The sequence below is a fragment of the Klebsiella sp. CN_Kp113 genome (assembly GCF_040064585.1).
GTDB lineage: Bacteria > Pseudomonadota > Gammaproteobacteria > Enterobacterales > Enterobacteriaceae > Klebsiella > Klebsiella michiganensis.
The window spans coordinates 1-1,194 of sequence record NZ_JBEAID010000002.1; the positions used below are offsets into that span (position 1 = coordinate 1).

Sequence of the window (1,194 nt, forward strand, 5' to 3'; positions counted from 1 at the left end):
GAGCAGAGGCCATCACCTGCCGTCCGGCGGACCTGCTGAAGCCGGAGCTGGCGCAACTGGAAGCCGACGTGAAGCGCCAGGCGCAGGAGAAGAATATTCAGCTTGCCGACAACGCCATCGACGACGTGCTCACCGTGGCCCTGTTCCCGCAGGTCGGCCTGAGGTTCCTGGAGAACCGCCACAACCCGGCGGCCTTTGAGCCGGTACCGCAGGTGGAAGCCGCGCAGCCGGTGGCAAAAGCAGAGAAACCGGCCGCCTCCGGCGTCTACACCGTGGAAGTGGAAGGCAAGGCCTTTGTGGTGAAGGTCAGCGACGGCGGCGATATCAGCCCGCTGACGGCAGCGGCCCCCGTTCAGGTCACGGCCCCCGCAGCCGCCCCGGCAGGTGCCGGCACCCCGGTGACCGCGCCGCTGGCGGGCACTATCTGGAAGGTCATTGCCACGGAAGGCCAGACGGTGGCCGAGGGCGACGTGCTGCTGATTCTGGAAGCCATGAAGATGGAAACCGAAATCCGCGCCGCGCAGGCCGGGACCGTGCGCGGTATCGCGGTGAAATCCGGGGACGCAGTGGCGGTGGGCGACACCCTGCTGAGCCTGGCGTAAGGAAGAGGACGCGAAATGGAAAGTCTGAACGCCCTGATTCAGGGCATGGGGCTGATGCACCTCGGCGCCGGCCAGGCCGTCATGCTGCTGGTGAGCCTGCTGCTGCTGTGGCTGGCCATCGCGAGGAAGTTCGAGCCGCTGCTGCTGCTGCCGATTGGCTTCGGCGGGCTGCTGTCGAATATCCCGGAGGCCGGGCTGGCGCTGACCGCCCTGGAGAGCCTGCTGGCGCACCACGACGCCGGGCAGCTGGCGGTGATTGCCGCGAAGCTCCACTGTACGCCGGATGTCCACGCCATCAGGGAGGCGCTGGCGCTGGCCCTGCCGTCGGTGCAGGGGCAGATGGAGGACCTCGCCGCGGATATGGGCTACTCCGCCGGGGTGCTGGCCATCTTCTATAAGGTCGCCATCGGCTCGGGTATCGCCCCGCTGGTGATTTTTATGGGCGTCGGGGCGATGACCGACTTCGGCCCGCTGCTGGCCAACCCGCGGACCCTGCTGCTGGGGGCGGCGGCGCAGTTCGGCATCTTCGCCACGGTACTGGGGGCGCTGACGCTGAACTACTTCGGCATCATCAGCTTCACCCTGCCGCAGG

At 67.8% G+C, this 1,194-nt stretch carries 2 protein-coding genes; both read left to right on the forward strand.

The genetic code is table 11. From position 1 onward, the window contains the following. Window positions 1-602 (forward strand): biotin/lipoyl-containing protein (locus ABLV30_RS02265; protein ID WP_348865512.1); only part of this gene is annotated, 602 nt, incomplete at its 5' end. Window positions 603-617: 15 nt separating this feature from the next. Next, window positions 618-1,194: sodium ion-translocating decarboxylase subunit beta (locus ABLV30_RS02270; protein WP_348865513.1), on the forward strand; the 577-nt coding region annotated here is incomplete at its 3' end.